Origin of the sequence: Syntrophotalea carbinolica DSM 2380, assembly GCF_000012885.1 — a bacterium.
In the GTDB taxonomy this organism is placed as follows: domain Bacteria; phylum Desulfobacterota; class Desulfuromonadia; order Desulfuromonadales; family Syntrophotaleaceae; genus Syntrophotalea; species Syntrophotalea carbinolica.
Window position 1 is genome coordinate 2177391 of the sequence record NC_007498.2, and the last position, 25945, is coordinate 2203335.

At 55.0% G+C, this 25945-nt stretch carries 27 protein-coding genes; 4 read left to right on the top strand and 23 right to left on the bottom strand.

Annotated features, from left to right (window positions below; genetic code table 11):
* Positions 1 to 44: 44 nt before the first annotated feature.
* The 11 genes from PCAR_RS10315 to PCAR_RS10365 form a co-directional block, all read right to left on the bottom strand.
* Positions 45 to 251, bottom strand: coding sequence for a hypothetical protein (locus tag PCAR_RS10315; protein WP_011341606.1), 207 nt, complete (start codon positions 249 to 251; stop codon positions 45 to 47).
* 3 nt (positions 252 to 254) lie between these two features.
* A complete protein-coding gene (locus PCAR_RS10320; RefSeq protein ID WP_148204333.1) occupies positions 255 to 692 on the bottom strand; it encodes an acyl-CoA thioesterase in 438 nt (145 codons plus the stop codon).
* A gap of 232 nt (positions 693 to 924) precedes the next feature.
* Positions 925 to 1740, bottom strand: coding sequence for a bifunctional DNA-formamidopyrimidine glycosylase/DNA-(apurinic or apyrimidinic site) lyase (mutM, locus tag PCAR_RS10325; RefSeq protein ID WP_011341608.1), 816 nt, complete (start codon positions 1738 to 1740; stop codon positions 925 to 927).
* Positions 1741 to 1742: 2 nt separating this feature from the next.
* Positions 1743 to 3104 (bottom strand): sodium-dependent transporter, encoded by a 1362-nt coding sequence (locus tag PCAR_RS10330; RefSeq protein WP_011341609.1) that lies wholly within the window; start codon positions 3102 to 3104, stop codon positions 1743 to 1745.
* Between the two features lie 205 nt (positions 3105 to 3309).
* On the bottom strand, positions 3310 to 3759 hold the full coding sequence (locus PCAR_RS10335) for a YchJ family metal-binding protein (protein ID WP_011341610.1): 450 nt from the start codon (positions 3757 to 3759) through the stop codon (positions 3310 to 3312).
* A gap of 14 nt (positions 3760 to 3773) precedes the next feature.
* Positions 3774 to 4640 (bottom strand): ABC transporter permease, encoded by an 867-nt coding sequence (locus tag PCAR_RS10340; RefSeq protein WP_011341611.1) that lies wholly within the window; start codon positions 4638 to 4640, stop codon positions 3774 to 3776.
* On the bottom strand, positions 4637 to 5236 hold the full coding sequence (locus PCAR_RS10345) for a type II secretion system protein (RefSeq protein ID WP_011341612.1): 600 nt from the start codon (positions 5234 to 5236) through the stop codon (positions 4637 to 4639). The genes PCAR_RS10340 and PCAR_RS10345 overlap by 4 nt, the downstream gene beginning before the upstream one ends.
* Positions 5237 to 5317: 81 nt before the next feature.
* Positions 5318 to 6292, bottom strand: coding sequence for an ABC transporter permease (locus PCAR_RS10350; protein ID WP_011341613.1), 975 nt, complete (start codon positions 6290 to 6292; stop codon positions 5318 to 5320).
* A gap of 13 nt (positions 6293 to 6305) precedes the next feature.
* Positions 6306 to 7928 (bottom strand): peptide-binding protein, encoded by a 1623-nt coding sequence (locus PCAR_RS10355; protein WP_011341614.1) that lies wholly within the window; start codon positions 7926 to 7928, stop codon positions 6306 to 6308.
* Between the two features lie 39 nt (positions 7929 to 7967).
* Positions 7968 to 8786 carry a hypothetical protein gene (locus tag PCAR_RS10360; RefSeq protein WP_011341615.1) on the bottom strand — a complete coding sequence of 273 codons (819 nt, stop codon included), beginning with the start codon at positions 8784 to 8786 and terminating at the stop codon, positions 7968 to 7970.
* Positions 8743 to 10452: a tetratricopeptide repeat protein gene (locus tag PCAR_RS10365; protein ID WP_011341616.1), complete on the bottom strand. Its 1710-nt coding sequence runs from the start codon at positions 10450 to 10452 to the stop codon at positions 8743 to 8745. Before PCAR_RS10365 ends, PCAR_RS10360 begins: the two co-directional genes overlap by 44 nt.
* Positions 10453 to 10677: 225 nt before the next feature.
* Here PCAR_RS10365 and PCAR_RS10370 point away from each other — a divergent pair, with 225 nt between their 5' ends.
* The 3 genes from PCAR_RS10370 (at position 10678) to PCAR_RS10380 (ending at position 13232) form a co-directional block, all read left to right on the top strand.
* Positions 10678 to 12243 carry an AAA family ATPase gene (locus PCAR_RS10370; RefSeq protein WP_011341617.1) on the top strand — a complete coding sequence of 522 codons (1566 nt, stop codon included), beginning with the start codon at positions 10678 to 10680 and terminating at the stop codon, positions 12241 to 12243.
* A 211-nt stretch (positions 12244 to 12454) separates the two neighbouring features.
* On the top strand, positions 12455 to 12796 hold the full coding sequence (locus PCAR_RS10375; protein WP_011341618.1) for an STAS domain-containing protein: 342 nt from the start codon (positions 12455 to 12457) through the stop codon (positions 12794 to 12796).
* Between the two features lie 16 nt (positions 12797 to 12812).
* Complete coding sequence (locus PCAR_RS10380; protein ID WP_011341619.1) at positions 12813 to 13232, top strand: ATP-binding protein; 420 nt, start codon at positions 12813 to 12815, stop codon at positions 13230 to 13232.
* 52 nt (positions 13233 to 13284) lie between these two features.
* On the opposite strand, the gene PCAR_RS10385 is transcribed toward PCAR_RS10380, so the two are convergent.
* From PCAR_RS10385 to pheA, 12 genes are all read right to left on the bottom strand, one after another.
* On the bottom strand, positions 13285 to 13920 hold the full coding sequence (locus PCAR_RS10385; RefSeq protein ID WP_041531783.1) for an HAD family hydrolase: 636 nt from the start codon (positions 13918 to 13920) through the stop codon (positions 13285 to 13287).
* Positions 13917 to 14699 carry a prolipoprotein diacylglyceryl transferase gene (lgt, locus tag PCAR_RS10390; protein WP_041531784.1) on the bottom strand — a complete coding sequence of 261 codons (783 nt, stop codon included), beginning with the start codon at positions 14697 to 14699 and terminating at the stop codon, positions 13917 to 13919. The genes PCAR_RS10385 and lgt overlap by 4 nt, the downstream gene beginning before the upstream one ends.
* Positions 14700 to 14747: 48 nt before the next feature.
* Positions 14748 to 15653, bottom strand: a complete 906-nt coding sequence (locus tag PCAR_RS10395; protein WP_011341622.1) for an RluA family pseudouridine synthase — start codon at positions 15651 to 15653, stop codon at positions 14748 to 14750.
* 478 nt (positions 15654 to 16131) lie between these two features.
* Positions 16132 to 16515 (bottom strand): PaaI family thioesterase, encoded by a 384-nt coding sequence (locus PCAR_RS10400; RefSeq protein WP_011341624.1) that lies wholly within the window; start codon positions 16513 to 16515, stop codon positions 16132 to 16134.
* Between the two features lie 42 nt (positions 16516 to 16557).
* A complete protein-coding gene (locus PCAR_RS10405) occupies positions 16558 to 16842 on the bottom strand; it encodes an integration host factor subunit beta (protein ID WP_011341625.1) in 285 nt (94 codons plus the stop codon).
* A gap of 14 nt (positions 16843 to 16856) precedes the next feature.
* The gene (gene sppA / locus PCAR_RS10410; RefSeq protein WP_011341626.1) at positions 16857 to 17753 is read right to left on the bottom strand and encodes a signal peptide peptidase SppA; all 897 of its coding nucleotides are present in this window, start codon (positions 17751 to 17753) and stop codon (positions 16857 to 16859) included.
* 58 nt (positions 17754 to 17811) lie between these two features.
* A complete protein-coding gene (locus PCAR_RS10415; RefSeq protein WP_011341627.1) occupies positions 17812 to 19533 on the bottom strand; it encodes a 30S ribosomal protein S1 in 1722 nt (573 codons plus the stop codon).
* Between the two features lie 102 nt (positions 19534 to 19635).
* On the bottom strand, positions 19636 to 20475 hold the full coding sequence (locus PCAR_RS10420; RefSeq protein ID WP_011341628.1) for a 4-hydroxy-3-methylbut-2-enyl diphosphate reductase: 840 nt from the start codon (positions 20473 to 20475) through the stop codon (positions 19636 to 19638).
* A complete protein-coding gene (cmk, locus tag PCAR_RS10425; RefSeq protein WP_011341629.1) occupies positions 20472 to 21179 on the bottom strand; it encodes a (d)CMP kinase in 708 nt (235 codons plus the stop codon). The genes PCAR_RS10420 and cmk overlap by 4 nt, the downstream gene beginning before the upstream one ends.
* A 39-nt stretch (positions 21180 to 21218) precedes the next feature.
* Positions 21219 to 22514 (bottom strand): 3-phosphoshikimate 1-carboxyvinyltransferase, encoded by a 1296-nt coding sequence (gene aroA / locus PCAR_RS10430; protein ID WP_011341630.1) that lies wholly within the window; start codon positions 22512 to 22514, stop codon positions 21219 to 21221.
* A 45-nt stretch (positions 22515 to 22559) separates the two neighbouring features.
* Complete coding sequence (locus PCAR_RS10435) at positions 22560 to 23426, bottom strand: prephenate dehydrogenase (RefSeq protein ID WP_011341631.1); 867 nt, start codon at positions 23424 to 23426, stop codon at positions 22560 to 22562.
* A gap of 43 nt (positions 23427 to 23469) precedes the next feature.
* Positions 23470 to 24552 (bottom strand): prephenate dehydratase, encoded by a 1083-nt coding sequence (gene pheA, locus PCAR_RS10440; protein WP_011341632.1) that lies wholly within the window; start codon positions 24550 to 24552, stop codon positions 23470 to 23472.
* Positions 24553 to 24726: 174 nt separating this feature from the next.
* Here pheA and PCAR_RS10445 point away from each other — a divergent pair, with 174 nt between their 5' ends.
* A complete protein-coding gene (locus PCAR_RS10445; protein WP_011341633.1) occupies positions 24727 to 25917 on the top strand; it encodes a pyridoxal phosphate-dependent aminotransferase in 1191 nt (396 codons plus the stop codon).
* Positions 25918 to 25945 lie beyond the last annotated feature (28 nt).

The window sequence follows — 25945 nt, forward strand, 5'->3', positions numbered from 1 at the left end:
CCTGATCATTTTTGTCAACTATTAAGCCCGCCGCAACAAGCGCCTTAATCGGGGGATGACTTCTCCCTTCCAGGGAAAACGGGACCTTCCTTGACATTTCCACCAGAGATTTCGACGCGCCACCCCAGTATGTAGGATTGTCCACAATCCGGGCAGATCAACATGATGCTGAGACCGTCGTCGGTTTCGTGCAGCGAGACATGAAAACCACGTCCGTATTGGCATTTGGGGCAGATACGAAAATCACGCATATCTCATCTCCTTTCACCGGGCCGATCATCGTCAAGACCGTCATGCACGACCACCGCTTTGCGAAAGGCGTCAGGCAGACGGCAGGGACGGCGTTGCTGGTAATCGAAAGCGACCAATGCCGTAGTGCCCTCGGCGGTTACAACACCATCCCTTTCGATGCGATAAGCCATGCTGAACGATGAGTTTTTCATACTTTCCACCCGTACGCCGATGACCAACTCATCATTGAGAAACATTTCGGCACGGTAGCGGGTATGGGCTTCGGGCAATATAATGCCGCAACCGCCGATGTCCATTTCGCTGAAGTCACCCAACTGCGCAAGATAACCGATACGGCCATCCTGAAAGAAACTCAGCACCGCGGCATTGGAAACATGTCCACCGTAATTGATGTCGGCGATACGCACCTTGTAGGGCATGGTAAATCGAAAATCCTTCAAAAGCACCTCCCCGGCCCCGCAACCACAGGCACCGATACCTTGCTGAAAGCGATAAACACACAGAACTTCTACACGTCACTATACAAACCCGACTCACATGCGCACGCCGGCAGCCTGGCATCAACGGCCTTTCGGCCGCAACCTTTACAGGGCTCGGGTCTGCGCCGTTGTTTCGGGCCTTGCCAAACGCCGGGATTCGGCGAAATTGCTCATCGACGAAGCGCTGTCGAGTTCAACGCTGGCAGCGCGTGCAGAAGTAACTGCTGCGCTGGCCGATGGTCTCGCAACGGATGGGGCGGCCGCAATGCACGCACGGTTGTCCCTCGCGTCCATACACAAGCAACCTCTGGCTGAAATACCCCGGACGGCCGTTTTCATCGGTAAAATCCCGTAGCGTGGTGCCGCCGGCTTCGATCGCTGCGGTCAGTACCTGGCGCACCGCTTCGGCCAGAGCGGCATAGCGGCGGCGGGAAACCCTTCCCGCGGCCCGCATGGGATGGATTCCGGCCCGGTACAAGGCCTCACTCGCATAGATATTGCCGACACCGACCACGATACGCTGATCCATGATGAAATTTTTAACGGCCAGTTTGCGTCCGCGCGAACGGGCATACAGCATGGCTCCGGTAAATTCCACGGCGAAGGGCTCGGGACCGAGATGAGCGAGCAAAGCGTGGTCCTCGGGGCGTCCTTCGATCCACAAAACCGCGCCAAAGCGGCGGGGATCGTTCAAACGCAGGGTGCGTCCGCTTTCCAGAGCGATGTCGACATGGTCATGTGCGGCGGGTGGAGTATCCGACGGAACGATGCGCAAAGATCCGCTCATACCAAGATGAATCAGCAAACAACCGGCCGGATTGGGCAGCAGGAGGTATTTGGCCCGCCGCTCGACGCCGCTGAAAGCATAACCGACCAGGCATGCGGACAGATTCGAAGGCACAGGCCAGCGCAACCTGGGCTGACGCACCACCACGGCCACCACCTTTTGGTCAATGACCCAGGGCGATATGCCGCGACGAATGGTCTCTACTTCCGGCAACTCGGGCATAATCAGGCAAACAGCCCGGCTTCGTTAAGCAGCACCAGAATCACTGCCGCCGGTGCCAGGTAACGCACCAGCACGTGCCACACTTTGAACATAGCCGCGTTGTGTCGCAAATGTGCCAGCGCCTCCCTTTCCTGATCCCTGGACCACACCCAACCGACATACAGAGCCACCAGCAGCCCCCCCAACGGCAACATATAAGAAGAGACGAACAGGTCGAAGGTTTGAAATACGGTGCGCCCTGGCAACAACTGCCGATCCGACCAGAGATTAAAGGACAAAGCGCAGGGTATGCCCAGAACGAATGAGGCGGCGCCGACAAAAGCGGTGGCCCTCAGGCGCGGCCAACGGCACTCGTCGATAACATAGGCGACCACCACCTCCAGCATGGAAATCCCCGAGGTCAACGCGGCAAAAGCCAGTAGCAGAAAAAACACCACCGCCAACAACTGACCGAACGGCAACTGCATAAACAGGATCGGCAGTGTTTCAAAAACCAGGCCCGGCCCGCCCCCAATGGGCATACCGGCAGAAAAGACCACAGAAAAAATCGTCAGGGACGCCAGCAGGGCCACCAGCGTATCGAGCAATGCGATCCGCATGGACAAACCGAACAGATCCGCCTCCGGATCCAGATAAGAGCCGTAGGTAATCATCACGCCGGCACCCAGGGATAGGGTAAAAAACGCATGCCCCAGAGCCTCCAGCAGGGAACGGGAAGTCAGTTGCGAAAAATCCGGCTCAAACATGAAGCGCAACGCCTGCGGTCCGCCCGCGGAAAACATGGCGTGCAGAAACAATGCCATCAGCAGAGCGAACAGTCCGGGCATGAGAATTTTGCTCCAACGCTCGATTCCGCCGCGGATTCCGCCCAGGACGATCCCCACCGTCGCCAGAATGAACACCCCCTGCCACCACAAAACGCGCCCGGGAGAAGCCGTTAATTGCCTAAATAATTGACTGACGTGTTCGGGACTGCCCCGATGCAAGGCACCGGAAGCCGCCTTGACCACATAATCGAAACTCCATCCCGCAACCACGGAATAAAAGGCCAGGAGCAGAAAAGCGGCCACCACACTGCCCCAACCAACCATGCGCCAAGGGCTGCGGCGCCCCTCCAGGGCAACGAAAGAGCCGACGGCATCACGCTGACCGGACCGTCCGACAAGGAGTTCCGCCACCATGATCGGCAGTCCGAGCAACACGATGCAGACCAGATACACGAGCACAAAAGCGCCGCCGCCGTTCTTACCGGCAATATAGGGAAACTTCCAGATATTGCCCAGACCGATGGCACTGCCGGCGGCAGCCAGTATAAAACCGAGCCGGCTGGCCCAGCCACTTCGCATAGCGGGAGGGTTTTCCATACGCCTCTTCTTTCATACCTGCAAGCTAGTTTTCGTCACGAAACGGTTCTTTTCCCCAATCTCTGTGTCTAACTTCCCACTTGCTTGTGCGGCGTAAAAACTAGGTCTCCGCGCAAGTGCTTGATTTCCTTGACCTTGGCAAAAATCGCTCATTTCCTTATGAAAACTACGCAGTTTACTCCCTGAGTTTCCGCATGCACACAAGCTAGAAAAAGACCAGGGATGGAGAATCGAAGAATTCATCGAAGTCGACAGCTTCCGGTGCGCAGGAAAAGTCCTCCACCGGGCGTTTCGCGCCGGAATGATAACGCCACCCCTGCTCCGTACGTTTGACGCACGCCAGTTCCAGAGTCCTTTGAACCTGACCGGCGTAATCGACTTCCATCGTGAACAGCACCTGGACTTCACCACTCTCGACCGCACGTACCCGCACGATACGGCACTCCCGGATGACAAAAGCCCCCCGCAGCGCTTGCGCGGCATAGTCGAGATAATCGCTACAATGGGGAAAAGCCTGTAAAAACGGAGCATCGGCATGATAACTGTGAAAGACAAAGCTGAAATCGTTGCGCTGAAAAGCCTTGACCCGGGCCAGCACCAGCTCCGAGGGCTCCAGGGTATCCAGCGTCTGGCTTTGGTTATGTTGTGCCATCATGATTTTCCTTCCGGTTATTCTTTGAGACGGGGATCCAGAGCATCGCGAATGCCTTCACCGAGCAGGTTGTAACCAAGCACGGTTACGAGGATGGCCAGACCGGGAAACACCGACAACCACCAAGCGGTACCGAGGGTCTGCTTGCCGGCGATAAGCATATTCCCCCAGGAAGGGGTAGGAGGTTGGACACCGATCCCCAGAAACGACAACGCGCTTTCGACCAGTATCGCACCGGCCACGCCAAGGGTGGCGGATACCAGGATAGGCGACAGGGCGTTTGGCAGGATATGCAGAAAAATGACACGGCCATCGCGCGCGCCCAAAGCCTTTGCCGCCTGCACATAATCCCTTTCCCGCAGGGAGAGGAATTCGGCCCGCACCAGCCTGGCCACCCCCATCCAACTGGTCAGGCCGATGACGATCATGATATTCCAGATGGAAGGTTCGAGAAAGGCTACCACCGCCAGGATCAGGAAAAAACTGGGAAAGCACAGCATGATATCGACAAAGCGCATCACAAGACTATCGATCCAACCGCCGTAATAACCGGCCAAAGCTCCGATCAGCACGCCGATACAGGTGGAAATACCAACGGCGACGAAACCGACCAGTAAAGAAATCCGCGCACCGTAAAGAATACGTGCCAGTACATCGCGGCCGAGATCGTCGGTTCCCAGGGGAAATTGCCAGCAAGGCGCCAGCAATTGACGGGTGATATCGATGTCTCCGGGATCACGTCCGACAACGGAAGCAAGCATCGCCAGGGCAAACATGGCCACCACGATAACGGCGCCGGCCAGTGCCATGCGATTATGTTTCAACCGCTGCAGAAAAAGTCCGGTTCCTTGAGACGGTGTTGTTGTACGTGCATCCATAGTCATATCCGCTCAAGCATCCGAACCTCGTCCAGGGACAACAATCCCTTGGCCTGAAGAAGTTCAACCAGTTTATTAAATTTTTCGACGGACACCATCGTTGTTTCGGATGTTTTGGAATCCAACGTCACTTCTGCGCACGGATCCGGCGCCGGGTTATTCACATAACAGCGCTGAATGGCGGCATGTATGGACTGTTCCGAGGCAAGGACCGGTTGCACATTCAGCCCGGTCATAAATTCCAGGGCATCGATGGCGGTAAGATTGCAGGGATCGGCCATGGCCATGCGCAAAGCAGGCCCCCCATGCCCCTGACAACGCTCTATGGGAAAGACCGTAAATGCCAGTGCTCGATCCTCAGGCACGTAGGCAAGCACCTCGGGAACGGGCAAAAACCCGTCGAGATCGACCCTCTCCAACTGCAAACTGTGCTCGAGAAAATCGAGCAGATTATCATCGGACAGAAAACCGAGCTTGACCAGAGACGCTCCAAGCAGACAGCGTTGGTTCTTTTGATAGCACAACGCCGCTTTCAACTCCCGTTCACTTACCAGGCCGGCGTCCAGCAATAACTCGCCCAATTTCAGTTTACTATGATTCATCGCGCTACCTCCCAACTACGCGCGAGCCCCTTCCCGACATGTCGGCACGGCCCCGTTATCCCCGACCGGCAAAAAATTTACTCAACGCCGGCGAATACGCGGGTCGGCCATGGCGTAAGCGAGATCGGCAAGCAGGTTACCCGACAGGGTAAGCACGGCGCCAATCACCAGCACCCCCATGATCAATGGATAATCCCGCATCATGACACCGTCATAAAACATCTTACCCATCCCGGGGATGGCAAAAATAGTCTCAAAAATAACGCTGCCGCCGATCAACCCGGGTATCGACAGACCAAGGATGGTGATCACCGGCAACAGCGCATTCCGCAAAGCGTGCCGATAAACGACCACCCGCTCCGACAAACCCTTGGCCCGAGCGGTGAGGATGTAATCCTGCCGGATCACCTCCAGCATATTACCGCGCATGTACCGCGAGAATCCGGCCAGGCCGCCGAACGCCGAAACGAAAACAGGCAAAATCAGATGATGCAGAACATCTGCGATCTGATGGCCGGTGCTGAGATATTCGTGTCCCAGAGATTTGAGTCCCGCAACAGGAAACAAACCGAGCCGCACCCCGAAAAAGTCCATCAACAATAATGCCAGCCAGAACGACGGGGTGGCAAATCCGAGGAATACGAAAACTGTGGTAAAGCGATCGAACAGGGAATTGCGCCGTACCGCCGAAAGGACACCCAGAGGCACCGCAATCAACAGAATCAAACCGATGGAGAGAACATTGATCATCAGGGTTACCGGCAGCCGTTCAGCGATCTTTTCAGCCACCGGGCGGCGGTCCTGGACAAAGGATTCGCCGAAATCGAGCCGCGCCAGACGTCCAAGCCACTTGCCGTATTGTACAAGCAACGGTTGGTCCAGATCGTACTGGGCACGCAACCGCTGGCGCAATTCCGCACTGACTTCCGGATTGAGCTGAGTCTGCAGATCGGTCGGTTCACCGGGGGCGAGATGGATGACCACAAAGGAAATCAGGGTAATCCCCAGTAGCAGCGGCACCATCATAATCAAACGTTTGGCTATCTGAACAAGCATGGCAAATTCTCAATCAACGCTGGTATTTCTGTTGCTCGCGGGGCACATACCAATGAATAAAATTATGCATGATGCCGGATGGAGCCGGTTCGATACCATGGAAACGTCTGGCGACTACCGGCAGGGTTTCAGGAACATAAAGAAAGATATAAGGTTGCTCCTCAGCCAGGATTTCCTGAAAGCGGCCGTAAATTTCCTTCCTGCGATCCTGGTCCAGGGTACGGCGTCCCGCTTCGAGAAGCGTATCGACCTCGGCACTTTCAAATCCGATGAAATTCAGTTCGCCGACACCGGTCTTACTGGAATGCCAGATATTATAGGAATCCGGATCAGGGGTAATCGTCCAACCCAGGATGGTGGCATCGAAGTTTCCGGGGTTGATAAACTCCTTGAGAAAGGACGCCCACTCGATCACCCGCAGTTTGACCTCAACGCCCACTTCGCGAAAGCGGCGCTGTATAATCTCACCGGCCTTGATGCGCTGATCGTTGCCCTGATTGGTCACAATGGTGAAGGAGAACCGCTGTCCGTCTTTTTCGCGGACACCATCGCCGTCCCTGTCGTGCCAACCGGCCTCCTCGAGCATTTGACGCGCCTTGACCGGATCGTACGCGTAACGGCGCACTTGAGGGTTATGTGGCCAACTACCAGGTTTGTAGGGACCGGTGGCTGCCACTCCCAGACCGAGTAACACGCCATCAACCAACTCCTGTTTATTCACGGCATGCGCCAAAGCCCGGCGCACCCGAACATCCTGAAACAGGGGGCGACGCAAGTTGAATCCCAGATAGGTGTAGGCGAAATCGGGATAGTGGAATTTTTCAAACCGGCGTCTGAAGGCCACCGTATCGGTCTGTCGCGCATATTGCAGAGGGGTCAGATCCATAAGATCCAGGCCTCCGGAACGCAGCTCCAGAAACATGGTCGAAGGATCGGGAATAATGCGATAGACCACACGACGGATGTTGGGACGCCCCTCGAAATAATCCGGATTGGCCTCCAGCACCACCTTCTCGCCCGACTTCCATTCCACGAAACGATAGGGTCCGGTACCGACAGGCGCCCGCGCCAGCGGGCTTTTTGTCACATCCCGGCCTTCGAGCAGATGTTTGGGATGCACCGGAAACATCCAGCTGACGAGCGCGCTGGCCAGCGGCCGGGCATAGGAAACGCGAAAAGTGTAGGCATCGGGCGCCTCGGCCTTGACCACCTGCCGGTAACGTTCCGCATATGCCGTCGGTACCGCGGGATCGACAAGCAGACGGTAGGTAAACAGCACATCCTCGGCGGTCAAAGGATGACCATCGTGCCAACGCACGTCCTGGCGCAAATGAAAAGTGATCCTCAGGCTATCCGGTGAAATATCCCATGAACGCGCCAAATCCCCTTCCACCTGCAAGTTTTTATCGTAACGGACCAGCCCGTTATAGACCAGAGCGTTGATATCGAAAGAGGCCGAGTCGGAAGCCAGCACCGGCAGCAGATTGCTCGGCTCACCGATACTGCCCATCAACAGCGTATCGCCATAGGCGGCCGACTGTCCCCCTGCGTCCTCTTCAATGGGCGCGGGAGGCTGACGCTCGCAGCCCCACAACAGACTCGAACAAAGCAACACAATGCAAAGCAAATGCTTCAAGGACGACTCCAGAAATATTTATTCCTACATCTCGATAATTTACGGCAAGGCCTCTACCTGCACACCGGCAGGCGGGGACTGCTCAAAGCGACTTAGCGGGATATCCACATTGGCGCGCACGTTCCGCCAAACCAGATCTATGGCCATATCTACAGCCGGTAACGCCAGATGCAATTGCTGCGGCAAATTATCCCCGTCCCGCATATTGCCGTATTCGGCCATCAACAATTCGACATCGTCGGCGAAAAATCGCGCCTGTCGAAGACGCAGTTTTCCATCGAACAGCAGTTCCTGACGACGGCCATCACGCGAGCACCGGTCGAGTTGATAAAGGCCATCCTTAATCGCCACTTCACCGGAAGGCAGCGGCAGCAAGGGAACATCGTAAAAGATGAACGGCACCAGCTCTTCCAGCGCGAGGGGCAGGCGCACCAGACGGTAAAGGTTAGCCGAACTGGCCGGGCCGGTATAGAATTTCGACTCGCCGGGCACCAGGGCCGACAAACGATCATCGGCTGCGGTTACGGTCAATACCGGTTGGCCGAACAGTCCAAGCACCTCGGCTCGCAGAAAATCCGGCCTCCGCACCAGCAAAACCTGCTTGACGGCATGCTCCTCACCGGCGTGCGTAACCCGCAGCGCCGTCATGCCCTGCAAGGATCGAAAACGCTGCCCCCCTGCCTGCAAGGATGCCAATAAGGTGTCCGCCGAAACAGGCGGCAGAAGCGACGTCGGCGGACGAACCGGAGCACAGCCGCCCACCACCAAAACCGTCAGCAGAACAAACAGGGCAAACAAGGCTGGTTTAGCGCCATCAATGCGGCGAGAGCTGCTGTAATTTGTTCCGTAATTTTTCATCCTGGGGTCTCAGTTTCAATGCCCGGCCATAAATTGCCGCAGCCTTATCCAACAATCCGAGTTCGCGGTATAGATCGCCAAGATGTTCCTGCACGAGGCCATCCTGGGGCAACAGGGCCGCGGCGGCTTCAAGTTCCCCCCGAGCCTCATCGAAGCGCTTCAATTTAAACAGAACCCAGCCGAGAGTATCGAGGATATGCCCTTCATTATTCAGCTGCAAAGCCTGGCGGGCAAGAGTCAGGGCTTCGTCAAGACTTTCGCCCTGCTCGGCATAGCTGTAAGCAATGAAATTCATGGCTTCGTAATGTTTATCGTCCAGCTCGATGGCGCGGCGCATATCCTCCAGTGCGCCCTTCCGATTGCCCCCGCTTTCCCGCAACAGGCCACGATGGTAATAGAGTTCCGCCGATTCGGGGAATATTTCAAGCCCCCGCTGCAACCAGTTGCCGGCCTTGGTGTTTTCGTTGTGCTCCCGATATAGACTGGCCAGGAAGGAAAATAATTGCGGCCGCCCCTGCGATTTTTGCAAGCGTTCTTCCAACACTTGAATAGCTTTTTCCAACTGTCCCTGGCGGTAGTACAGATAGCCGAGATGACTGGTCGCATCGAGGAAAAAGTCCGACGTGTCCGGAACTTTTTCAAAGGTGGCGATGGCCTCGGTCCATTGTTGCTGATTTTCGTGCACCAAACCTAAATAAAACAGTCCCTGCTCGTGGGACGGATCCATCTCCAGAAGTTTCCGAAAGGCCTCCCCGGCTTGTTGCCACTGTTTCTTTTCCAACAGCAGCAACCCTGACAACCGCTGCGCCTCAACCCGCTGGGGATTTTCCTTCAACATCGTACGCAACTCGACCAGCGCTTCATCAACGTAGCCCAACTCGACCATAGCACGCAACAGCGGATACCGGGAACGATCCTCGGCAAAATCCTGTGTCAGCCCGCGCCTGAGAACCGCCAGGGCCTGCTGCCCCTTGTTCAGTTGCGTGTAGAGCTGTGCGAGTTCGACGTACCCCTGTATCTGTAGCGAATGTTTTTCGATAAATTCGCCATAGACCTGTTCGGCCAGCGAGGTCAGACCAAGCTGATGATAGAGACGCGCCAACGCCAGGCGGCCGACCATAGATGCAGGGTTCTGCCCCAGAAGACGTTTCAGTATACCGATGGCGTCATCGGTAGCGCCGCCGCGCACATAGGCAACCGCCAGTTGCAAATAAACCTTCTCCAGGGTCGGGTCGAGGTCTATGGCCCGGGTCAGGTGCTCGATAGCCCCTTGATAGGACTGGCTGTTCAGCAACAGGTTGCCTAGCAACAGATGAGCTTCGATATAATCGGGATCTTGAATCAGGGCGTCTTCAACAGCCCGCCGGGCAAGCTTCTCTTCGCCACGCGCCAACTGTATTTCCGCCATGACCATACGCAGGTACGCCGAATGGGGATCGGCATCGATGGCCCGTTCAAGAGCGGCAACAGCCTCGGGCAAACGATTGTCCAAAGCCAGCAGACGGGCCCGGGCATAGTGATAAAGAGCTTTGCCGGAAACGGAAACATGCGGCTGCAAGGCAGCTGTTTTATCGCCACCGTCAAGAGCCTGACCCGGGACGGATTCCGACAGACACCCGACCAGCGTGAATGTGAAAAGCAGAAACGGCAACCACCGCTTGAACATCAGAGGACCCCACAGGGCTGAGGAAAAAAAGAAGGGCAACGATACATGAGGATAGGATGCCGGAACAAAACGCACACCCGATTCCGACCCCCTGTAAAATGCCACGAAATTATCATACCACACCGACACCGTCAATCATTTTGCCCGGATGGCAAAAGAGCCTTTACAGAAATATTCAATATGTTAAAGTCTCTGAAATATCAAAGCTTTACCTTGGGAGACCCTATGGATTCGCAAACCCTGCACAAAGCCCTCCTCGCCCCCTCGACCTACGACAGCGGTGAGACCGAAATAACCTTCAAGGAAACCCACATTTCACGACTCTATTTTGTCGGAAATCGCGTTTATAAAATTAAAAAACCGGTGGATTTCGGTTTTCTGGATTTCACAACCCTTGAAAAGAGATTGTTTTACTGCCAGGAGGAAGTACGCCTGAACAAACGCTTCTGCGAAGGCGCCTACCTCGGGGTCGCGGAAATCCGCGAGCATAACGGCCGTATCAATCTCGACGGCCCGGGGCAGACCATCGACTACGCCGTTGTGATGAAACGATTCCCGGAAGAAAATATGCTGCCCCAGTTGTTGTCCCGAAACGACCCCGCCCTGCCCGAGCGCATGGCCGACCTGGCACGCCATATTGCCGAACGTTATCAGCATTTGCAAAGCGTCGGCCCGGGGGAGGATACTGCGCACCTGGATGTGGTGAAAAACAACTGGGAAGAAAACTTCGTCCAAACCGAGCCCTTTATCGGAACCACCATTTCATCCGGTACGTTCGAACGGCTTGCCGAGTATGTCCGTAGCTTCGAGGACAGTCAGGCTGAACTTTTCCACAGGCGCGAAGCCCAGGGATGGGTTCGCGACGGACACGGCGACCTTCACTGTGAACATATCTGTTTTCTCGACGGCAATATCGCCATTTACGACTGCATCGAATTCAACCGTCGCTTTCGCATCGCGGACGTACTTGCGGATCTGGCCTTTTTGCTCATGGATCTGGAATTGCGCGGACGCTACGATCTGGCCACCATCGTTCGCGACAACTACCTCGAGGTCATCGGCATAAGCGACGACACCGACCTGCTGCTGCCTTTTTACCAGATCTACAGGGCCTACGTCCGCGGCAAGGTCGACTCGTTTTTAAGCAGCGACCCGAATGCCGACCAGAATAATCGCAGCGCGGCAGCGGGCCGGGCCAAAAAATATTTCAACCAGGCCCTCGGTTATTTGTGCCGCACACCGAAACTGATTCTTACCTGCGGATTGATGGGGGTGGGAAAATCGACCATCGCCCGCGAGCTGGCAACCCCCCTGGGTGCAGAACTGCTGAGCTCCGACGCGTTGCGCAAAGAGCTTGCCGGCATCCCTCAGCAAGAACGCCACCATGAGGCATTCGGCGAAGGCATCTACAGCCAGAGTTCGCGTCAAGCTACTTACGACGCCCTGCTCACCGGGGCGCTGGCTACACTTGAAACAGGCCGGCCCGTCATCGTCGATGCCAGCTTTGCCGATGAAAAGGAACGAAAAAGATTCCACGCCGCGGCAAACCGGGCGGGATATCCGGTGTGGACGGTACTGGTGACATGCGATCGGGAGATTGCCCTGCAAAGACTCGACGACCGTCAGGCCAAGGGCAAGGACGCATCCGATGGCCGCAGAGCCCTTTACGACCAGCAGGCCCGGAACTTCGATCCGGTCAAGGAGGCTACCCGGGTATTGCGCGTCGACGGCAATGCCGACACTGCAAGCGTCATCGACGAACTTCTCAATGCAATGCTTTCAGATTCCTGAGAACGGAAAGACGGAAACTTCCCCCCATTGGGGGACAAAGCATATCCCGAACAAGATGCGCTACCAGAGGATCTGAAAACCCATCGCGACCGCATAGAGCAAATGCGGGCAGGCATGAGGGCATTTACTACGCGTACTCGCTCGTCGATAAACGTGGTATTATTGCAATTAATCCGTTACCAGAACTGGCGAACCGACCAGGAGTTGAGGAATGAATATTCAGATAAATGAGCGCGGCGATATCGTATTGATTTCGGTAGATGAGGAGCGCCTCGACGCCCATAACAGCACCGACCTGAAAACCCGTCTTTTATCTCTTTTCGAAGACGGAAAAAACAACATGGTCATCAATCTTGAGGGGGTGCGATTCGTCGACTCTTCCGGCCTGGGCGCTTTGGTGTCCGGATTTAAAAATGCCAGTGCCAGGAACGGAAGCCTCAAACTTTCCAACCTGCAACCGCAGGTGCAATCGATGTTCGAATTGACCCGCCTGCACCGCGTATTTGAGATTTTCCCCAATTCCGAAGACGCTATAGCGAGCTTCCAGGCCTGATGTTTGCGGAGTTTCTATGAGCGAAAGGATCGAACTGGACATAACGCTTCCCAAGGAAACCCGCTATCTGAGCCTGGTCGGGCAGATCGGCGAATCGATGGCCCGTTCCCTGCGACGTTTTTCAGGCGACCGTGAGGAACTGGCGTACCATATCAACCTGGTGCTCACCGAAGCTATGGCCAATGCCATCCAACACGCCCAGAAACCCTCCTCCACGGAAATACGCATTACCATCACCCTGATCCAGCACAAACTGACCATCAAAGTCTACGACCAGGGGCAGGGCTTCGATCTCTGCACCCTCGCCCCCCCGGACGCAAGCCATCTACAAGAACACGGGCGTGGTATCTTCATTATTCGCACCATCATGGATCGGGTAACCTACCGCAAACTCGAATGCGGCCATGTGCTTGAAATGGAAAAAACCCTTCACTGACGCCATGACCTGCTGCCTTGCAGGTCCCACCCCCATGCGTTGATGCCGAGAATCAAACCTCCCGGGAGGATAGATCCAACAGTGTCAGCAGTTCCATATGGTCCTGAATCACCAGGTCACTTTCCACCAAACCCTTATACGCCACAAACCGTACTCCGGCATGAAAGGCCGCCTGGCGATCCAAATCCGAATCACCGACAAATAAAACCTCACCAGGGCTCAGACCCAGTTTCTCAACGGCCAGCAGCAGCATATCCGGTGAAGGCTTGGGACGATGGACGTCCTGGGATGTCACGATGGTGTGAAAATGGGGCAACATGCGGAAATGCGCCAGAAGATCGCGAACGCTATGGCCGCGATTGGTTGCCAGAGCCAATTCCATGCGCCCGGCCAACGATTCGAGAACACCCGGCATGCCCTCCTCGGGGGTCATAAGATCCAGCAGAAAACGCAGGTCGGCGGAAGCTGCAAAGGCTTGAGCTTCGGCCACCCTGGCCTCCCCGAGCAGAACTTCGAATACGACGGTACTGGCATGTGTATGACAGAGATCGGCCTCAGGACTGTTCTCGGTCAACGATAAGGGGCTATCAAAGTGATCGAGAACATGGCGGTAAAAAGCAAGATTGGCACGTCGGCTATCGAACAAAACGCCATCGCAGTCGTATATGATTCCGCGTATCTCGGTCATGGTTGCATTGCGCGGCGCCAGCAATACCACACCCCGACAATCCCCACCAATATCATGGGCGCAGACAGCAGCTGTCCCATGGAGATCGTGCCCCAGAGCAATCCGATATGGGCATCAGGCTCCCGCACCAACTCGATGAGAAACCGAAAGCATCCATAACAGGCCAGGAAAGCAAAAAACGGAACACCGATTGCCGCACGCCGAAGATGGAGCAGCCAGAGAATGCCGAACAATACCACACCCTCGAGCACAGCTTCATAAAGCTGGCTGGGGTGACGTGGAAGCGGCCCCGCACCCGGAAAAACCATCCCCCAGGGCAATTGGGTGGTACGCCCCCATAATTCACCATTGATAAAATTACCAATACGACCAAGACCAAGCCCGACGCTGGACGCAGTAACCAGAATATCGCCCGTCAATAAAATACGGTTTCCCGTGTGCCGACACCACCACAGTACAGCAACCACGACACCAAGCAACCCGCCATGAAAGCTCATGCCCCCTTGCCATACAGCCAAAATCTGCCATGGATGATTAAAATAAAAAACGGGATCGTAAAAGAGCACGTATCCCAATCGGCCCCCGGCTATCACGCCGAGCACGCAATAGAACAACAGGTCCGCCACCTGATCGGAGGTGACGTCGAGTTGACGGTAGCGGGCCAGAAAACGAATCAGAACGTAGGCCGCCAGAAATCCAAGCAGATACATCAAACCGTACCAGCGCACGGCCAAAGGACCGATCCTGAAAATAATCGGATCGATATGAGGGTAGGTCAACATGATATCCTCGGTATTTGGGAAAACGGCAAAACTGTCATGGAAAACTCAGACGATAGCATCCGAACCATCGGCCGCAGTCTGCTGCGATCGCCCGAGTTCGAGCAACTTCAGAAAGTCTTGCGGCAAAGGCGCCTCGATATTCAGTGGTTCCTTGCTGATTGGATGCAGCAATTCAAGTCGCCGGGCATGCAACATCTGACGCGGAACATCCACCCCACGCCAGCGGTCCGGTCCCCCGTAGCGAATATCTCCAAGCAGAGGATGACCGGCTTCGGCAAAATGAACCCGAATCTGGTGGGAGCGTCCGGTGGGTATTTCGACCTCCAGCAATTCCGCGTCGCCGAATTTTTCAATGACACGGTACCGAGTCACCGCTTCCTTGCCTCCCCTGGCTACCGATTTCATAAGGTTGGTACGATGTTGACGGGCCAGAAGGGAACGAAATTCTCCTTGGGGGGCCTGCATACAACCTGCGACCAGGGCAAGATAGTGTTTTTGCACACGGCGGGCGGCAAAGATATCGGACAAGGATTTGTGCGCACGCGCATGAATGGAAAAAATCATTACGCCGGAGGTATCCCTATCGAGCCGCTGGACCATACCGAGAGACGGTTTCCGTCCTTTGTTATAGGGATCATCGAGCAGCCTCAGCAACGCCTCGTAAAGTGTCCCTTTATACCGTGCAGGGGTCGGCTGGGAGTTAATACCGGGGGGCTTGTTTACAACAACGAGATACCTGTCGCGCAGAAGAATATGTTCATCGTCAAGGGCAAAGATATCGAGATCCCGATGATCCAGATAGACCTCGACAGCGGCATGGCCCGGTACGGGAAAAGAACTCCTGCGCATACGCCGACCATTAAGGTGAACCCCACCCAAATCGATAATTTTACGCGCAAAAGAACGCGAAAAATCGGGAATGGCTGATGCCAGATATTGATCGAGTCGCATGCCATTGCATTCCTCAGCAACAGTGCGCCTGAAAACGCCCCCCGCCATGATTAACCTTTCTATGCGAATGATTGCCGGAAGTTTAGGATAGGGAGAATGCTACCACAAGCCCTTACGGTTGTCCTGGCAAAATGTCCATGCCAACTGCCGTCTTCGTTGACAGGGGCAGGTTTCGTGGTAGTCTTTTTACCACAAGGTTATGGAAAGTTGTCTCTGAGATGCACGAGCACCCTGGATGAGATGACCAACATTTTGATCGGAGCGTCTATCGCCACAGGTCATGGTGAGCCAGCCCGCCTACGAGTGGGACGCCTGAAATGACCAGCGAGGACCAGGATATTAAGCCGGTCGTATTTTCCGGGAGGTCGACATCTCGGAGACACCCATAATCAGCGATCCGCAACAACAAAGCCCCGCACAGATAGCGGGGCTTTGTTGTTGTTATGAAATGTGACGACGAGCACAAGCGATGACAAGTTCAGTCAAGGATGTGTTTTTCCAGCACGAAACAAGTAAACGTTGCCTCAAAAACCCGCTTGCCCTCGACCTCGACAGTACAGAAAACACTGTGTTTCTTCCCTTCGCGACTTTCGAGGATGGCGTGAGCCTTCATGGTATCACCGCAGCGAACAGGGGCCAAAAATCGAACATCGGCTGCACCCAACACGACGAACGGATCGTTAACCGCAAGCATGGCCGCATAATCGGCAAGACCAAATGTAAAGCCACCGTGAACAAGACCGTGATCGTCGGCGGACATATCGGCGAAGGTCTTGAGCTGCGCCGAAGCCTCACCATCCTTAAGCTCCACCATCTCCCCCACCAGGGTGGGCGAAATCGCTTTATGCGTCCTTGATTGCATCACGCCTCCATGCAGCTGAAACCCGTAAAATACCCTATGTACTTATGCGCCTTTATCGACGCGCTCGCGAAGCTGTTTGCCGGTTTTGAAAAAAGCTGTCTTTTTGGCCGGAATAGCAACAACTTCACCGCTTTTGGGATTGCGGGCTTCCCGAGCTTCACGGGTGCGTACCGTAAAGGACCCGAAACCACGGATTTCGACCCGGTCTCCTCCGACCAGCGCATCACGTATGCCATCCAGCAGCGTATTGACCACCAGTTCGGACTCTTTTTTACTCAGGATCCCATTCAAATAGGAAAGCTCTTCAATCAACTCGCTCTTGGTCATGAACTATTACCCTCCTAATCACGGCCCGTCCACAGATATTGCATTGCCGGAGAACCCTGTTGTCGCTGTTGCAGAGCTCGGCCAACCTGAGAAACGGATTCTTCAATAAAATATTTCAGTAAACTTTCTTTATCCTTGGGTGGATAGACCAGTTTGGGTTCGCCACTTATACCCGCCAATTCCGAGGCTATGGCAACGGCATCCTGCATACCACCCAAAGAGTCGACCAAACCTGCCTGCATGGCTTGCCGGCCGGTAAAAATCCGCCCGTCAGCCAACGTCCGAACCTTTTCAACAGGAAGCTTACGCCCCTTGCTGACAGCCGAAACGAACTGATCATAAACATCGTCGATAACACCCTGAAGTATTTTTCGATCGGCAGGGGTCATCGGTCGTAAAGGTGAACCGAGGTCCTTATGCTGGCCGCTTTTGACAACCTCATTTTTAAGACCCAACTTATCATACAATTCCTGATAGTTAGTGGTCTGCATAATGACCCCAATGCTACCGGTGATGGTTCCGGGATTGGCGACAATGCGTTGAGCAGGGATACTGACGTAGTAGCCGCCGGAGGCGGCGACCGATGCCATGGAAACAACCACGGGTTTCAGGGCAGCGACCCTTGCAACTTCATCATGAATTTCCTGGGAGGGAGCGACAGCACCTCCGGGGGAATTAACGCGTAGGATAACAGCTTTTATGGAATGATCTTCCTTAAAGGAAACAAGCTGTTTAACGGTTGGCTCTGAGACCATCAGCATGCCGCTGATCTCGACAACGCCGATGCGTTCGCCAACAGGCAATCCCTGAAAATTGCCCGTACAACGCGAAAGCAGCAGCGTAATGATCAAAAATAAAATAAAGATGGCCCCGAGAGTGAACAGGGCCATCAGAAAAGGTCTCTTTTTCATGGAGCCTTAAGGCGTATCGGTCCGCCGTCAAGCGGACCGATACCATCCGGTAAGAGTTTTATTCTTTATCGCCGGCCTTGTCCATGGCGCCTTTGAAAATGTCCCCAAGATTGGAGGTAGCGCTTTTTTGCGAACCGAGGAAGGCATCGACTTCAGCCTTTTCCTTCTGGTGCGCAACATGTTTGATAGACAGGGCGATCTTCTTGTCTTCGGTGTCCACATGCAGCACAACGGCCTCGAGGTTATCGCCGACTTTAGCGAAATCCTTCGGCGAATCGACCTTTTCCTTGCTGATTTCGGACACGTGAATCAGGCCTTCGATCCCTTCCTCGACTTCGAGGAAAATACCGAAATCGGTTACGGAGGTGACCTTGCCGCTGATCATGGTACCCGGCGCATAGCGGGTGGCGATGGTCTGCCAGGGATCGGAAGCGAGTTGTTTGATACCGAGAGAGAAACGTTCGTTCTCCTGATCGATATTCAGCACAACAGCCTTGACCACATCACCCTTTTTGAACAACTCGGAAGGATGCTTGATGCGCTTGGTCCAGGAAAGATCCGAGATATGCACCAGACCGTCAATGCCGTCGTCAACGCCGACAAAAATACCGAAGTCGGTGATATTCTTGACCTGACCTTCGATAATGGTTCCGATGGGGAACTTCTCGCCGATAACTTCCCAGGGATTACGCTCGATCTGCTTGAGACCAAGGGAGATACGACGATTGGACACATCGACAGCCAGCACAACCGATTCAATATCGTCGCCGATATTGAGGATCTTGCTGGGATGTTTGATACGCTTGGTCCAGCTCATTTCGCTGACGTGAATCAGGCCTTCAACGCCTTCATCCAATTCAACGAATGCACCATAATCGGTCAGGCTGACCACCTTACCGGAAACCCTGTTACCGGTAGGATATTTTTCAGCCACGCTCAACCAGGGATCGGCGGTAAGCTGTTTGAGGCCAAGGGAAACACGCTCTTTTTCGCGATCGAACTTGAGAACCTTGACTTTGATCTTGTCGCCGACGGCAAGCACATCGGAAGGATGCGCGACGCGACCCCAGGACATATCGGTAATATGCAACAGACCGTCAATGCCGCCAAGATCGATAAATGCGCCGTAATCGGTGAGATTTTTAACCACACCGACGACTTCCTGATCTTCCGCCAGCGTCTCAAGGGTGTCCTGACGCAGGGACTCACGCTGTTCTTCCAGCAGTACCCGACGCGACAGCACGATATTACCGCGACGCTTATTGAGCTTGATGATCTTGAACTCGAAGGTTTCACCAAGCAGCTTATCCAGGTTGCGGACAGGGCGCAGATCGACCTGGGAACCGGGCAGGAAGGCGTTGACACCGATGTCTACGGACAGACCGCCCTTGATACGGGCCGCGATACGTCCTTCGACAACAGCGTCTTCTTCCAGGCTGTTCCAGATCTTCTGCCGATCGGCTTTCTCCTTCGACAGACTGATCAGGCCGTTTTCGTTTTCACGGCGCTCGAACAGCACATCGATTTTGTCTCCGACCTTGATGTCCACCTGACCGCTTTCATCAGCGAATTCGGCCAGCGGGATAATACCCTCGGACTTGTACCCGACATCAACGACAACCATGTCACCGTTGATCTGCAGAACAGTGCCTTCGACGACATCGCCGACGTTCAGCTCCTTGATGCTGTTTTCAAAAAGCTCACTAAAGCTCTGTTCCATGTCTTCGAATTCATCATCCATGAATTCATCAGTGTTGTTGTTTTCCTTAGCTTCTACCATTAACAAACTTACCCCCTAAACGATAATCCTGCCGCCCGGCGACAGCGATGCCCTGAGGTCATCAGCGCAAACATAACACGACAACCTATAAAAAACAAACATTTATTTGGACATGTCGGAGACCCGCTCGACGACCTGATCGATAATCCAGCGCGGCGTGGAAGCCCCGGCGGTAATACCGACGCATTCGACCCCTTCAAACCACCCGTCCTGAATCTGCTCGACCGTTTCGACATGAAAAGTCCGCGGTTGGATTTCCTGGCAGATCTGGGCAAGCCTGGTGGTATTGGCACTGTTGAAACCACCCACAACCAGCATGAGATCGGCTTCGCAGGCTATTTTACGAGCTTCGTTCTGACGCACGGAAGTTGCATCGCATATGGTATTGAATATACGAACTTCCTTACTCTTTCCGAGACAGATATCCGCTATTTGCTGAAGATTCTTAAACGACTGGGTCGTCTGTGCGACAATGCCCAGTTTGGGCCTGTTGGGCAGACGCTGGGCTTCCTTGCAATCGGCTACGACAAACACTTCACCGCCCCGCGTGTAGGAAATAATGCCCTGCACTTCCGGATGGTCCTTTTCGCCGACCAGAACCACCGAATAGCCTTCGTTACAAAGCATGGTGGCATAATCCTGGGCCTTTTTTACGAACGGACAGGTCGCATCCACAATCTTCAGTTCGCGATCGTGAATAATGTCGAGTTCCTCGGCCGTTATACCGTGGGAGCGAATAATCACGGCGCCATGATCGATGTCCTCGACCTTGCGGATGACCTTGATCCCTTTTTCCTCCAGCTTTTTGACTACCTGCGGCGAATGGATAATGGGACCGAGTGAACAGATGTGCTCAAATTGCTCGGCGGCATCAAAAGCGAGGTTGGTGGCACGCTTGACGCCAAAACAGAAACCGGCACTATCGGCCAGAATGATCTTCATGATGCAGCACCCTCCTTCGACGGATCACAAACCTGTTGGCGCTCGGCCACAACCTGAAGCATGCGCTCCAGTACCTGGTCGATATTCATGCAAGTCGTATCGATCAACACGGCATCCTCGGCTTGCCGCAATGGGGCATGCAGGCGGCCGCTGTCGGCAGCATCTCTGGCTTCGACTTCGGCGATGGTTTGATCGAGATCGACATCCATTCCTTTGGCTTTCAGTTCCAGATAACGCCGTTTTCCACGTTCCCGGGCGGTGGCGGCCAGGAAAAACTTGACCTCCGCAGACGGGAATACCACGGTACCGATATCCCGGCCTTCCAGCACAACACCACCCTGCTCACCCATCTGGCGTTGCAGCCCCAACATGCATTGGCGCACTGTCGGCTGGGCAGAAACCCTGGATGACAACAGACTGATTTCCGGAGTGCGGATAGCTTCCGACACATCCTCTCCGTTCAGTAAAACCTTTTCCGTACCATCCTTACGGACAAAGCGGATCTCCATATCGGCACACAGCGCCTGAAGAGATTTTTCGTCATCCGCTGCCAGCCCGGCACGGTGAGCCGCCAGAGCGACACAACGGTACATGGCTCCGGTGTCTATATTTACGTACCGCAACTGCTGAGCCAAACGGCGACTCAGGGTGCTTTTACCGACGCCGGACGGGCCGTCGATGGCTATAATCAACTGCCGATTCACGAGTGTGGCCTTTCTGACCCTGAAAAACCAAGGGCGCCTTTAATGTTCCCGAACACTGTTGAAGAGTTCCCAAAAACCGGGAAAAGAGGTTGCCGTACATTCAGTATCGGTAACGGTTACCGGAGCGGAGGCGCGCAATGCCGCCACCGCCATACTCATGCCGATACGATGGTCGCCCAGGGAACTGACCTTAGCTGCGCCAAGAGAAGGTCCGCCGGTGATCACCATGCCATCCTCCCGCGGCTCCACCAGAGCACCGAGTGCCCCCATTTGCGAACACATGGATGCGATTCTATCGGTCTCCTTGACGCGCAATTCCCTGGCATCACGAATCACGGTCCGGCCTTCGGCAAAAGCGGCTGCAACACTGATAACAGGGAACTCGTCGATGGCACGAGGGATCACGGCGCCACCGATTTCGACACCCTTAAGGTCACTTGCCTTAACCAGGATATCGGCGACCGGTTCGCCGGAGCAGTCGCGCTCGTTGAGCAGTTCGATGTTGCCGCCCATCTGACGAAGGATATCGATAACACCACTGCGGGTCGGATTAACCCCTACCTGTCGTATCAGGAGTTCGGAGCCGGGCACGATCAATGCAGCCACCATAAAAAAGGCTGCCGAAGAGATATCCCCGGGCACTATAACCTCGCCCCCTTTAAGACAAGAACCGGGATGCAGGGTCACGCCGCCTTCAAAGGGCCTGACATCGGCACCGAACCAGGTCAACATGCGTTCGCTGTGATCTCTGGAACGATGGGGCTCGTGGACCGTCGTCGGGCCTTCGGCGTAAAGTCCACCCAGCAGCAAGGCGGATTTGACCTGCGCGCTGGCAACGGCAGAGTGATGGGTGATTCCCTGCAGTGTTTTCCCCTGCAATGCCAAAGGCGCATATTCACCGCCGGCCCGACCCAGAATATGAGCGCCCATTGCGGTCAAAGGGCCAACCACGCGCTTCATGGGGCGTTTACGTAAAAACCGGTCGCCCGTCATAACCGAGAAAAACTGCTGGCCCGCCAACAGGCCGGTCATTAAACGCATGGTGGTTCCGGAATTGCCGCAATCGATAACGTCCTGAGGTTCCTGCAAACCATGCAAACCGCGACCGGCAATACGCAACGCGCCGTCGCCATCCTCGCAGAAAGCCACGCCCATAGATCGAAAGGCCTCCAGAGTGGCTAAATTATCCTCGCCGCGCAAAAGCCCGCGCACCACGGTCTCACCCTCACCCAGCGCACCAAGCATAATGGCCCGATGCGAAATAGACTTATCTCCGGGAACCTGCACTTCGCCAACCAATCGGCCGCCGGGTTTTATTACCTGATTTTCACTCATTGTTTCCCCTAACATTCATACAATCGAATTGTTCAGCCAGGCACGTTATACGATGGCATCCCGACGCTGCTTGGACCGTAGGAAAAAGTCGTATAGCGCCTCACCGTTGCCCTGACAAATATCGCGCTTGACCTCTGCCAGACTGTGCTCGAAAGTCTCGAGGACTTCCAGCAAAGCAACCCGGTTACTCAGAGCGATATCCCGCCACATGGTCGGATCGGAAGATGCGATGCGCGTAAAATCACGGAATCCCCCGGCGGAATAGTTGAGGATATTCTCATTCTCACCACCGCAATTGGCCACGGCATCGACCAGTGCATAAGCCACCATATGCGGCAGATGGCTGATGCCGGCAAGCACGCGGTCGTGTTTTTCCGGTGTCATCACGACCACCTCGCTGCCGGCAGCCTGCCAGAGAGATTTGATCAGCTCCAGAGCCTGGCCATCGGTACGCGAGGTCGGCGTAAGAATACAACGGCGTCCCCGATAAAGAGAGGCAAATGCAGCCGCTGCGCCGCTTTGTTCAGTACCGGCTACCGGATGTCCGGGCACAAACTGGATATCCTCGCGCAACAGAGGTTCTATCGCGCAGATGACTTCGGCCTTGACGCTGCCGCCGTCCGTCAACACGGAACCGGGTTTCATATGCGGGATAACCTCGGCCGCTACTTTGGCCAGGGTCTGCACCGGCGTTGCCAGAAAAACCACATCCGCGCCGGCCACACCCTCGGCCAGGGAATGAGTGAACGCGTCGACCACGCCCTTTTTGAGGGCCGTTTCGAGATTGGCACGGCCACGGCCGATACCGACAACCTCGCCGACCAGGCCGGCCTCCTTGAGGGCCAGGGCGAAGGATCCTCCGATCAACCCGACACCGACCACGGCTAATTTGGGAATAAAAAAATCCGACATGTTAGCTATCTATACCTTGATTGAAATGAACTCACATTCAGCGTCAACGACAGCGGGGATAGGAACCGAGCACCTTGAAAGAGCGGCAGCAAGCCTGCAGGTCTTCCAGCGCCTCAGCGACGGCGGCATCTTCAACATGCCCTTCCAGATCGAGGAAAAAGATATACTCCCACGCCTTGGTTTTAATGGGGCGGCTTTCGATTTTGGAAAGATTGATACCGCGTTTATTGAAAGGCCCAAGCATCCGGCAAAGGACTCCGGGCTCATCCGCGACAATGAACAGTACCGAGGTTTTATCATGTCCGGTAGGAGACGTAAGCTGCCGCCCTACGACAAGGAAGCGCGTGAGGTTGTTGGTGTTGTCCTGAATCTTGGGCTTGACGATGCGCAATCCGTAAAGGGAAGCCGCAATTTCGCTGGCGATGGCGGCAACGCTGGAATCCTCCGCCGCCTGGCGTGCCGCCATAGCGGTACTCGATGCATCGACCAACGGTACATCTGGCAGATTTTCCTCCAGCCAATGACGGCATTGCGCCAAAGCCTGGGGATGCGACAGCACCTTTTCGATATCTTCCATCTTTCCGGAAAGAGAAAGCAGATCGTGGGAAATCTCCAGAAGAATCTCCGCATTGATTTTAAGATCGGACTCGACAAACATATCGAGGGTATGGGACACAATGCCCTCGGTGGTATTTTCGACCGGGACCACGCCGTAGTCGGCGCGCCCGCGACGCACCTCTTCGAATACTGCCGGGATACTTTTCTGCGCCACCAGCTGTGCAGAAAAACCGAACTGTTTTTGAGCCGCCTGATGGGTGAATGTTGCCGAGGGCCCGAAAAAGGCCACCTTCATGGGCTGCTCAAGGGACAGCGACGCGGAAATAATCTCCCTGTACACACGGCGGATAGCTTCAGACGGGAACGGGCCGCTATTCCGGGCGATAAGACGCTCGAATACAGCCAGTTCGCGGCCGGGGTTATAGAATTCCAGCCCCTGCCCGGCCTTGGCGTGGCCGATGTCCTGGGCGACACGCGCCCTTTCATTGAGCAGATCCAAAATCTCGTCATCGATGGTATCGATTTTGTGACGCAATTTCGACAAAACTTCCAGATCTTTTTTTTCCATGGTCACCCCATCCCTTAAAATTTGGCCTGAAAGATTAGCCTATTCATGCATAAAAAGCAAACGAAAGCCTGCGTTGCGCCCTGACGCCCTTCTGCTAAATCCTTGACCGGCCACGATCCAGGGATTACACTACGGCGTATACCATCGCAGGTGTATTTTTCTCACGGAGGGATCATGGCAATTTCCACCAAAGTTTCCGGCTTTATCGAACGGGCATCCTGGATTCGTAAAATGTTTGAAGAAGGTTCGCGCCTTAAGGCTATCTATGGCGAAGACCAGGTCTTTGATTTCACCCTCGGCAACCCCTCGACAGAGCCGCCGAAGGCCTTCAACAAGGCGTTGCAGGAACTGGCCCTGAATCCGCAACCGGGCATGCACCGTTACATGAACAACGCCGGCTACCCGGAAACCCGCGAGGCCGTGGCCCGCCATCTGTCGAAGGTGGCCCAGTCTCCGGTTGAAGCCGGCCATATCATCATGACCTGCGGTGCAGGCGGGGCCTTGAATGTAACTCTCAAAACCATCCTCGACCCGGGCGACGAAGTCATTATTCTGGCCCCTTATTTTGTCGAATACATTTTCTACGTCGATAATCATGGCGGTACAACCAAAACCGTGCCTACCCGCAAAGACAGCTTCCAACTCGACATAGATGCCATTGAAGCTGCCATCGGCCCCAAGACCAGGGCCATTATCATTAATTCGCCCAACAACCCCACCGGAGTCATCTATCCGCCCGAAGACCTGCAGACTCTTGGCGACATGCTGGAACGCAAGCAACAGGAATTGGACCGTACCCTGTTTGTGCTGTCCGATGAACCGTACGCTCGTTTGAGCTACGACCATGCCGAGGTACCCTGCATCTTCTCCCATGTGCGGAATGCGGTTATTGTGACATCCCACTCCAAAGACCTGGCCCTGCCGGGTGAACGCATCGGGTACCTGGCCGCCAATCCAGCCATGGATGAGGTGCAGAAATTCATGGAAGGAGCGATTTTCTGTAACCGTGTCCTGGGGTTTGTCAATGCTCCGGCCCTCATGCAGCGACTGGTTGCCGGGTTGCAGGACGAAAGCGTAGATATCGCCGACTATCAGGCCAAGCGGGATGTCCTCTACAACCACCTCAGCGCGCTCGGCTTTCGCATGGTCAAGCCCCAGGGCGGCTTTTACCTGTTTCCCGAATCCCCCATGGAAGATGACGTGGCCTTTGCCCGCCTGACCCAGGAACACCGGGTGCTGGTCGTTCCCGGACAAGGTTTCGGCACCCCGGGTTATTTCCGTATCGCCTATTGCATCCCCATGGAAACCATCCAGGCAAGTCTGCCCGCCTGGGAAAAAATCGCACGCGATACCGGCCTCTGCTGATCCGTGCCGTCCTGAACCTACGAAGCCC